Genomic DNA, 9,131 nt, shown 5'->3' on the forward strand with positions numbered 1-9,131 from the left:
AATCTGGTGCTCAGTGAATCGTGCTTTGCGCATAGCGATCTCCTCAAAGGGACATAGTCAGTATGTCGGAAGATCTCTAAAAGTGAATGGTTCTTTTAAGTGGGATACTTACATTATGGATTCAATATGCGTTTTAAAATCGGCGTCGAAAAAGCCGCTGTCATGCACGCCTTCCGTGATGACCAGGCTAGGATTGACCGCATTGACCCGGATCTTGCGCCCGCCAAGCTCGTTGGCCAGCGTCTTGGTGATCGAATCCACCACGGCTTTGGAAGCGGTATAAACCAGCGAATTGGCTGGTGTAAACGAAGTCACGCTGGAGCTGATATTGACGATGCTGCCACCCAATTCAGGCATGGCGGCGACCGCCGCCATGCAGCAATAAATCAGCCCTTTGACATTTAAGTTGAAGTGCCTTTCATATTCCGCATCGCTAAATGCTTCCAGGCTATTGGTGGAATAAACACCGGCGTTATTGACCAGCACGTCTAGTCGACCATACTGCTCTACAATGTTTTGCATCAGGCCTTTGACTTCGGCCTCAATGCCGACATTGGCCTGCCGTGGAAAAGCGATGCCGCCCTGCTCATTGATTTCTTTGACCAACCGGTTGGCATCTTCACGCCCGCGGGAATAGTTAATGAAAACCACGGCGCCTTCCGCCGCCAGGCGTTTAGCAATGGCTGCGCCAATTCCCTTTGAACTGCCCGTCACCAGGGCAACTTTATTTTCAAAGCGTTTCATTAGTCATTCTCCTCTGTATTTGTGAAACTCAGGAGGAGATTACGGGAATTTCGCAGTATGCTGGATAGCGGTGCGAACATAAAACCTTATCAATCGAACAACGTTGCCAATCTGCGTGTTTGAGACCCTAGAATAAATGCGAAGCCAGAATGGAAATGGCCAATGCCAGAATGGCGGCGCCAAAAAACTTATTAATATAGATAGCTATGGTAGGGTGAGTTTTTATTTTCATTGCAATCTTATCGGCCAGAAAAACCAAGGGTATTTCAATCAATAACATAATGAAGATTAGCTCAATACCCAATATCAGCATCTGCGTACCCGGCATGCCTGCCTCAATCCGAATAAACTGTGGTATAAATGCCAATGAAAAGATGATGGCCTTAGGGTTCAGCAAATTGGTCAGTAATCCTTGCGAATAAAGTTTATGAAGGCTTTTCCGCTCGCTGTTGTTTTGAAGGCTGATCGCGTTTTTGTTGTTAAAAATGCCCAAGCCTACCCACATGATATAGAAAGCGCCGCCAACTACAAAAAACTTATACAACACAGGTGAAGAGGCGATCAGTGCCGTAACGCCGGCAATCGCAAGGCCGATGTGACACGTTACCCCTGTGACAGCGCCCAATACTGTAATTAGCCCCGCTTTCGTTCCCTGGCTTATGGCATTAGACAGTGCACAAAGCATGTCGGCACCAGGGATAAGCGTTAACGCGGCGGCCGAAAGAGCAAATAAACCCAGCGTGGAAATATCGATGAACATGGTTTCTCTCGTCGTCAAAAAGGCACACTATCAGCCCCTCTTAGTCGGCAAGATAGAACGATATTGCTCAAATGCACCGGTCGCGATAGCTACGCGGCGTGACGCCGTAAGTCGACTTAAATATCCTGCCCAAATGCGATTGATCGGCAAATCCGCAGGCACTGGCGATTCCCGCGATGTCGCCACCTCGGGAAAGCAAGGCCTTAGCCTGTTGCAATCTGAGCTGCCGTTGATAGCGACTTGGCGATAAACCGAATTTCGCCGAAAACTGGCGACATAGGTGGTACTTCGACATGCCGACAGCCTGCGCCAGTATATCCAGACGCACCTCCTGGGCATGATGATCGTGCAGATATTCTTTTGCTCTGCTCAAGCCTGGCGAGATATCGCTGGCCACCGTAAATGACTGCCACGGAGAAAACACCTGAAGCAGATCCGCCACACAGTGGCTCCATACCACTTCACGGTCAAAGTGACTGGATTGCACATCGGTCAATACCATAGCGGTTTCACACAATTTCCTGGCGAAAGTCGCATGTTCGAGATGCTTCCCCTTGATCGCTGGTAAATGCATTCCCATGCTTTCCGCTGTGCCAAGCAGCATCTCGTTGCTGGGATAAAACATGAAATAGTGACAGCCTTCATCACCCAAAGCGGTGCCAGCATGCATCTGCCCTGGCGCGATGATGCTGATTTGCCCACGGCAGACAATACCGTCGGCATCGCCTTTAGCGCTGTTGTTATTGGCGCCGCGCAGAACAACACCAATCGACCAGGTATCATGCCAATGCACGTCAAATCGATGGTCTGAAAAGTCCGCGACGAGTAGTTCAAGCCCGTCCAATGAGTCAAAACGATGCATAAATGCCGAATTTCCCATCACCTTTTACCCGATTACTGCTTATCCACGCCGGCCAAAATTTCAATGCGTTGAATCCTCTTCTTCAGTTCGCGTATTTCAATCTACTCAGGTGTCATGGGTGAAGCTATGGGTGATTTCCCCGTTCGTTCTTCTTTCAACTTCCGAACCCACTTATCCATCGTTGATTTGCCAACATTCATTGCCGTGGCAGCGGCAGCCACGATGTAATGTTGATCGAGGACTAACTGAGCGGCTTCAAGTTTGAACTCAGAGCTGAAATTGCGTCTATTACTTCTGTTCATTGTTTCACCTGTTTTGACGATGAGATGATGATATCACCTCTATTCAGGTGGCCAAACCCAGTTTGCCACTACAATCCTCCATACTCGAAAACAGGTAAATCAGGATTCATTGCCTTTAATTTACTTGTAATAGATATGATTTCATCAGTGATTTTACTATTTTTGGGATGAATATAAATCCCACAAACCTGAATAGGTTGCGTTGGTGGACGTCCTTCGTAAGTATTAATATGAGACTTACAGACGGAAACTACTTCATTGTGTCCTGTATTACTTTGCCCATGTGCCATTAACTTATCATTTGGCGATTTAAGGATTGAAAAAGTATTATCCCCCCAGCTTGATAAGTATTGAAATAATGACTCATTAATTCCATTGGTTTTCTTGGGGTATTGGGTTCATTTCCAATATTATTAGGGAAAGCGATATCACAAGGGTATATCCCAATAATGTTCTGCGGTGGTACCGCAAGTAACAATCCAACATCAGCCAATTGAGCTCTATCTCTGGAACCAAATGTAATTAAAGAAGCACTGACCACATCCCAGGATTTTAGTACACTCTCAGCATTTCTTAAGTAAAACTCACTTTCTTTATGGCGAATAGTATGGATAAGAACTATTTGTTTTTTATGGTGAGCATGCTTTTTTTAATCCTAATGTTTCCCTGTATACACAATCCCATTCACTAAGAGCTGGAGCGGAATTTGCTTTTTTTGAAAATATTAACTTTTGGCATTTTTACACATTTATTGTTTGGCATGTTACCCTTTGAAATCTGAAATATGTAAAAAAAAAGCATGAAAGTCTGGACGTCGGTGGACAGTCATTATTTTCTAACTATAGCCGGAGGCCTGGATATAATGAATGCTAAAGCGAAGCGAGACATGATGCTATTCCCTATAGATAGCTAGAGGACTATCAGGAATGCGGTGATACCTCCCATTGAAACAATTCGTTAAAAAATTCGAGTATTCCCTCTTTCATGGGTAATTATTACTGCTCAATCATATTATCTTGATCGTTGCTATTACATCATAATCTCAAATACAGATATCTAAGACTGTCTGGTTATTTGTTTTGATTTATCTTATTATTAACCGTAAGCGGCCCATTTGACCCTCTTTCGCCGCCCTTTCCTGTTCCCGATACTAATGTCCATTTTCGTAGTAAAAGGACATTTAAGATGAATGCACGAAAAGCGGTACTAGCTGATAATCCGAAATTGATCCTGCGTGTGCTGCGGCTGAGATTTGACGAAGCCCTGTCGTACCCGGTCATTTCTACGCAGACGGGTGTCAGCAAAACCGCAATTTTTTCTCTGGTCAGGCGGTTTCACCAGGTTTTTACTGACAGGCCTCTTTCAGGAGAATCTTCCTGTGAACAACTAGCCAGAACACTTTTCCCAGGTCGATACCCTTCAGTTCAGGCAGTTGTTCCAGCTATAACCAGCCGGCGAAATCAGAGAAGCCACGTCGTAACCGATTTTCTCCGGAGTTTAGCAGACGCTTTTACCCGGTGTCTGTATCGCGCAAATTGCCCGCGAAAACGGAATCAACGATAACCGGCTCTTCAACTGGCGCCATCTGACTAGGCGTAAGGATTTGTGCGTAAATGTGTAAGATCGCCTCCTAGCCCTTGCCACATCTACTAATGTTACAAATGCTCCTGAGTTTCGTACCCGCCCGTGCTGATACTATCAATTTCATTTTCCTGCTTTTGCCGCTCACGTTTGACTATTGCCAGCACCGTATTTTTACTCAGGTTCAGATGCCGCCCAATCTGCCGGTAGGACTGGCCTTCGGCGACAAGTGCTAACACCTTCGGGGCTAATTTATCTAATTTGATCCGCTGCCCTGGTTTTCTACCGAAGACAACGCCGCGCGCCTGCGCAGCCTGAACCCCTGAGCGTGCAGGCTCTCTCAGCAGATTCAGTAAAACCTGACATTAATGTGGCAATCATTTTTCCCTGCGGGGTGGATAAATCAAACTGTAACCCTGTCTGTGCTATCAGCCCTACGCCCCAAGATTGTAAATCGTTCAGCGTATGGAACAAATCCAGCGAGCCAGTTCCGTTCCCAGAACCAGGTCAATTTTCCTGGCCTGTGCCAGTTTGAAACCTTGCTGTCGTTGCTGGCGATCGATTTTGCTGCTGCCAGATGCCGTTTCTTTCCAGATCCCTGCCACGGTGTAACCTGCTTTACTGACCAGAGTGATAAGTTCCGCTTCCTGACGATGGAATCCTGATTGCTCGTCGACACGCGGCAATATATCGCTGCAATCTGTCCCAATTGAACCCTCCTCACAAAACACGCCTACAATCCGCATTCCTACGTGACAGGATATCGGTACTTTTATAGATTACTTTAAATGATACACGGAAGACCCTTTTCGACAAGGAGTTAAAATACGTGCAACCCCACGATACAGCTTATCCCAGGTTCAAAAGTCACCTGACTGAGTCAAAGCTGGAACGGTTTTATACACCAACTAAAGATGAGCTGGCATTTTGGGTTCTGTCGAATTAAGATGTAGGAAGGTAACATGCTGTTTTTTTTGTAATATTGCCTATTAATGTCTCTGACCCGAAATGTCTTTAAACGCCCGCATTACCCCCTCGATATCATCGTGCAATGTGTTCGCTGGTATCTGGCTTATGCCCTGAGCCTGCGCAATCTCGAGGAGATGATGGCTGAATGCGGTATTGCTGTTGACCATTCCACGCTTCATCGTTGGGTTATTCGCTTGGTGCCCTTGTTGGACAAGTCCTTCCGCCGGCATAAATGCTCTGAGGGCAGTCGATGGCGCATGGATGAAACCTACTATCAAAATCAAAGGGCAGTGGAAATATCTCTATCGCGCGGTGGATACTGCTGGTCAGACAATCGATTTCCTACTGACCGCCAAACGGGACGCTGCAGCGGCACTGCTTTTTTTTCCGCAAGTCCATTCGTCATCACGGCGAGCCTGAAATGGTGACCATTGATAAAAGTGGTGCCAACACGGCATCACTGACTACACTCAACGCCGACAAACCAGAAGAAGAAACGATTTGTAATGGCTCGCAATCAGCGCCATTTTCGGCTCACATTAACTGCAAATGAAAAACACCATCGGCTCACATTAACTGATAATGGGCTCGCATTTACCCAGCTCGGCTCGCAATCCATCACCCCGGACTCACAATAATTGCAACTAAAATGGTTGTGTCGGCACCCTACTGTTGAGCTACTTTCTTGGTTTTGACCACCATCAAATCAGCACCTTAAAAATTACAGGCTGGATATTCCGACACTGGACCTCTTAATGTGAGTCAGTGGTGTTCCCCCCCAGGGCTTCAACTATCATTAAGCTGGATGAATTATGCCAAGCAACTATGGAATTCGCCCGCATTTTGCGGACAAGAAATATATGTTTTCATGGACCATGCCAGTTTTTCAGTGATACCAGTCAGAGGAGGGAACGGGAATATAGGTTAAATTATACTGTTAAATTTTCTTGCTGGGACTACCCACTCACCTTTACCGTTCATCCCCCGCTTCCAGCTTCCTGGAAAATTGTCTTCCCGTTGTCCAAATCGAGCGGGTTCATTTAGTATTTTTGTTGTCTGAAACCGTTGACTTAAACCACTGGCTTGAAGGTATGCATCCATTAACCCCGGCCCCGTCAGATATATGGTTATTTGATGGCGAAGAGAAGGCACCGCTCTCTTTCCTACCCACATTATTTCCCTCAATGGAATATCTTTTAAATCTTTTAATGTCTTCCTTAATAAATCTTTACCAGCAGTACGACCAAATCCCATCTCATAGAGATTATTTTTCGCATAAGGGGTGACTGCATAATTAATCATTTTTTTCAGAGCGTTGGTGTGGGGCTGACTGACAATTACTGCATTGGATAACCGTGTTTTATTACTCAACATCTCCTGGTGTATTAATATGTCAGAAACTCCCGTACTACTTGCTCTTTCTGGAGATATGAGGCCAAGACTACCTGATACCATAACATCTACATCCATATAAATACCGCCAAACTTTTCTAAAATAACTAGGCGTAAAATGTCAGAGGCAGCTGCATAATTATGATAAGCACTATCAGACATCTCTCGTTCAACAGCAGATTGAATATATCCTGTCATGTCGGGTAAACCACGACAGTTTATAAAGCTCATAAATCGGGAGCTATAACCAGAGTTTATTATATTATTAACTATTCTGTGCGGATTGGTAGTCCAAAGATATACCGTATAATGTGGGTTATTTGATTTAAAATGTATGATATTACTTATTGCATATTGTGGCAGTGGTTTATTTCCAATCCAAATGTAATGCGCATTTTTTGGGTACATATATTCACCGTAGAGCTTAAGATATTGAAGGTTTTTATACTGTAGTGGTCAACAAAAATTGGCCACGGCTTTAGAGTTTCTCCAGAACAATCGTTCTGATTCATTCGGCGTCAAACCCCCGTTATATTGATAAGGTCTGAGCTGGTTGTAATATCCCGTTATGTCATACGTTACCGCTGTCTTGGCTTCGCTAAAATTAGCGTATCCATTATCCGGCACCCATTCTGTTTTCAGTCGTCTAAAAAAATGTTCCATCGGGCTGTTATCCCAGCAATTCCCCCGGCGACTCAGGCTTTGCTTTATCTGATATCTCCACATTAACTGTCTGAAACTCCTGCTGATATAGTGGCTACCTTGAACCGAGTGATACAGTAAATTAGCGGGCTTTCCTCGCGCTTCCCAGGCCATGTGTCAGTATCTCCTCAAAACGGCCCATTCACTTTTTGAGATCACCTCAGGAGACATACTGACTATGGCTTCGGAGGAGAGCGCCACGCGTAAAATCCGATTCACCGCCCCTTAGAAAATAACTTTTCCTAATGACGCTGGCATTAGACTACATTCGAGATAAACACTTTTATGACATGTGTCTGTAAAGGCGCCTCCACTTAAGTTTCGGATACAATAGTCTGCTTGAAGGGTTCCTAAATACCCTGTTACTTTAATATTCCTATAACCTATATTACGTAATTCATTTGCTAATCTCTGTGCGAATGATGCAGTAATTCCATCCTTATTTGGTATTAATGCACTGCCACAGGCAAAAACTCTCAAATCGACAAAATTAAGGGGTAAGTTTTCTTTTTTTAACAATTGTGCGAGTTCAATTGGACTGTATTTTTTAAGTGTTCCTCCAGTCCATCCTTCGTATCCTCTTACTATTACTTTTTTGGCTCCTAGTGGCGCACCAACATAAGAAGAGCCGAGAGCAGCACCATGAGCAAGAATATAGACTTTATCTAAGGAATTTACATTTTTCAGAACACCATCAAAGTTGCGAAAAACTTTTTTAACAACACCACTATGTTTGTTTTCTAATATTTTATAAGGTGTTTTTCCTTTCTCCTTTTGCCCTGTGGTCCAAAAATCACAAAAGTCATGCATTTCTTGTGTAGGTATAGGTAAATATATATATCCAGACATTATGATTCCTTCTTTTTTATCAAAAACAGAACTAATAGACTATCTATCGACTCAATTATGCAGGTAATACATCCCCACCATAACCAAATGGATAACTTGGCAAGGTGGGGACTCAGCGGACCGCTTTAACTACGTTCCTTGCTTATGGTTAATTTATCTTTACTCACGTTTAGCAACAGAGCCATGGTTTGTTGCTCTTCCGTACTTAACAAACGCTCGGTCAATAACGGCAGTAGCTCTCGGTTCAGTACCGAGTCAATCTCGCGCGCACCGCTTTGTTCAACCCGGCAACGGCTGGCAAAGAATTTGACCACTTTATCACTGTATGTCAGTCGCGACTCATACCCCGCCGCGCGGCTGAAACGCTCACAGATTTTATTTAGTTTCAGTTTAATAATACTGGCCAAGGTGTCGGCAACGACCGGTAGATAAGGTATTAGCCGCAAACGCCCCATAAATGCCGGGCGGAAGTGACGATCAAATTCGGGACGAATTAATTCAACAAAACCGTCATGGGTTATTTCGCCTGCGCCACAAGCAGACATAATGCGATCACTGGCCAGATTGCTGGTGAGTATAATCAACGTGTTACGGAAATTGATTAACTGCCCTTCGGCATCTTCCATCACCCCTTTATCGAATACCTGATAAAACAACTCCATTACATCGGGATGCGCTTTCTCAACCTCATCCAGCAGTACCACGCTATAAGGGCGGCGGCGTACCGCCTCGGTTAATACCCCCCCTTGCCCATAACCCACATAACCAGGCGGAGAACCTTTTAGTCCAGAGACCGAATGTGCCTCCTGATATTCCGACATATTGATAGTGATCAGGTTCTGCTCACCGCCGTACAATAGATCGGAAAGCGCCAACGCGGTTTCAGTCTTCCCTACTCCGGATGGCCCCGCCAGCATAAAGACGCCCAGTGGTTTAGCTGGGTCATTAAGATTGGCACGCCCAATACGCA

General features: G+C 44.9%; 9 protein-coding genes and 4 pseudogenes. 2 read left to right on the forward strand and 11 right to left on the reverse strand.

Annotated features, from left to right (window positions below; translation table 11 throughout):
* Positions 1 to 108 precede the first annotated feature (108 nt).
* The 5 genes and pseudogenes from ACNSO8_RS02165 to ACNSO8_RS02185 form a co-directional block, all read right to left on the reverse strand.
* Positions 109 to 744: an SDR family NAD(P)-dependent oxidoreductase gene (locus ACNSO8_RS02165; RefSeq protein WP_418393678.1), complete on the reverse strand. Its 636-nt coding sequence runs from the start codon at positions 742 to 744 to the stop codon at positions 109 to 111.
* Between the two features lie 127 nt (positions 745 to 871).
* Positions 872 to 1,504: a LysE family translocator gene (locus ACNSO8_RS02170; RefSeq protein ID WP_418393679.1), complete on the reverse strand. Its 633-nt coding sequence runs from the start codon at positions 1,502 to 1,504 to the stop codon at positions 872 to 874.
* 67 nt (positions 1,505 to 1,571) lie between these two features.
* Positions 1,572 to 2,384: an AraC family transcriptional regulator gene (locus ACNSO8_RS02175; RefSeq protein WP_418393680.1), complete on the reverse strand. Its 813-nt coding sequence runs from the start codon at positions 2,382 to 2,384 to the stop codon at positions 1,572 to 1,574.
* Between the two features lie 86 nt (positions 2,385 to 2,470).
* Positions 2,471 to 2,668 (reverse strand): annotated as a pseudogene (locus ACNSO8_RS02180) (transposase); the annotation flags it as partial.
* Between the two features lie 68 nt (positions 2,669 to 2,736).
* Positions 2,737 to 2,958 (reverse strand): hypothetical protein, encoded by a 222-nt coding sequence (locus tag ACNSO8_RS02185; protein ID WP_418393681.1) that lies wholly within the window; start codon positions 2,956 to 2,958, stop codon positions 2,737 to 2,739.
* An 895-nt stretch (positions 2,959 to 3,853) separates the two neighbouring features.
* Between ACNSO8_RS02185 and ACNSO8_RS02190 the strand changes: the two are divergent.
* Positions 3,854 to 4,274 (forward strand): annotated as a pseudogene (locus ACNSO8_RS02190) (transposase); the annotation flags it as partial.
* A 49-nt stretch (positions 4,275 to 4,323) separates the two neighbouring features.
* Here the strand turns inward: ACNSO8_RS02190 and ACNSO8_RS02195 are convergent.
* The gene (locus ACNSO8_RS02195; protein WP_418393682.1) at positions 4,324 to 4,488 is read right to left on the reverse strand and encodes a helix-turn-helix domain-containing protein; all 165 of its coding nucleotides are present in this window, start codon (positions 4,486 to 4,488) and stop codon (positions 4,324 to 4,326) included.
* Between the two features lie 219 nt (positions 4,489 to 4,707).
* Positions 4,708 to 4,980, reverse strand: coding sequence for a hypothetical protein (locus tag ACNSO8_RS02200; RefSeq protein ID WP_418393683.1), 273 nt, complete (start codon positions 4,978 to 4,980; stop codon positions 4,708 to 4,710).
* A 261-nt stretch (positions 4,981 to 5,241) separates the two neighbouring features.
* Here ACNSO8_RS02200 and ACNSO8_RS02205 point away from each other — a divergent pair.
* Positions 5,242 to 5,720: pseudogene (locus tag ACNSO8_RS02205) on the forward strand (IS6 family transposase); the annotation flags it as partial.
* A 422-nt stretch (positions 5,721 to 6,142) separates the two neighbouring features.
* Here ACNSO8_RS02205 and ACNSO8_RS02210 read toward each other — a convergent pair.
* The 4 genes and pseudogenes from ACNSO8_RS02210 to ACNSO8_RS02225 all read right to left on the reverse strand — a co-directional run.
* Positions 6,143 to 7,018 carry a glycosyltransferase family 32 protein gene (locus ACNSO8_RS02210; protein ID WP_418393684.1) on the reverse strand — a complete coding sequence of 292 codons (876 nt, stop codon included), beginning with the start codon at positions 7,016 to 7,018 and terminating at the stop codon, positions 6,143 to 6,145.
* Between the two features lie 48 nt (positions 7,019 to 7,066).
* A pseudogene (locus ACNSO8_RS02215) lies at positions 7,067 to 7,426 on the reverse strand (integrase core domain-containing protein); the annotation flags it as partial.
* Positions 7,427 to 7,537: 111 nt separating this feature from the next.
* Positions 7,538 to 8,161, reverse strand: a complete 624-nt coding sequence (locus ACNSO8_RS02220; RefSeq protein WP_418393685.1) for a hypothetical protein — start codon at positions 8,159 to 8,161, stop codon at positions 7,538 to 7,540.
* A gap of 125 nt (positions 8,162 to 8,286) precedes the next feature.
* Positions 8,287 to 9,131: AAA family ATPase (locus ACNSO8_RS02225; RefSeq protein ID WP_418393686.1), on the reverse strand; the 845-nt coding region annotated here is incomplete at its 5' end.

Source organism: Yersinia sp. LJYL362 (genome assembly GCF_048323875.1).